This window comes from Algoriphagus sp. UBA3586 (assembly GCF_002376385.1).
Lineage (GTDB): Bacteria > Bacteroidota > Bacteroidia > Cytophagales > Cyclobacteriaceae > Algoriphagus > Algoriphagus ornithinivorans.
In genome coordinates this window covers 113,067-113,544 of the sequence record NZ_DFMT01000032.1, presented here as the reverse complement: position 1 = coordinate 113,544, position 478 = coordinate 113,067, and the positions used below count along the sequence as shown (strand labels likewise).

Genomic DNA, 478 nt, shown 5'->3' with positions numbered 1-478 from the left:
CTGCCTACTGCTTCTGCCTACTGTTCTTCGCCTCTTCCATTCTTTGCGGGAAATAAAATCTCCCGCCAAGAGGCAAAGGCGCGAAGATTTATTTCAAGTTCTAACATTGATGAGACCGCTTCGTTCCTCGCGGTGACGGCATTATTAATGACTCGCAAGAGTTCCAAACTGCCTACTGCCTACTGCTTCTGCCTACTGTTCTTCGCCTCTTCCATTCTTTGCAAGAAAAAATCTCCCGCCAAGAGGCAAATGCGCAAAGATTTATTTCAAGTTCTAACTTTGATGAGACCGCTTCGTTCCTCGCGGAGACGCCTCTATTTATGACTCACGAGAGTTCCAAACTACCTACAGCCAACTGCCTACTGCATCTGCCTACTGTTCTTCGCCTCTTCTAATCTTTGCGGGAAATAAAACCTCCCGCCAAGAGGCAAAGTCGCAAAGATTTATTTCAAGTTCTAACTTTGATGAGACCGCTTCG

Annotated in this window: 1 protein-coding gene; it reads left to right on the top strand. The window is 46.4% G+C overall.

The features are described 5' to 3' along the window. Window positions 1-324, top strand: a 324-nt coding sequence (locus B2906_RS12205) for a hypothetical protein (protein ID WP_286939855.1), incomplete at its 5' end; no start/stop codon positions are given. Between the last annotated feature and the right edge of the window lie 154 nt (window positions 325-478).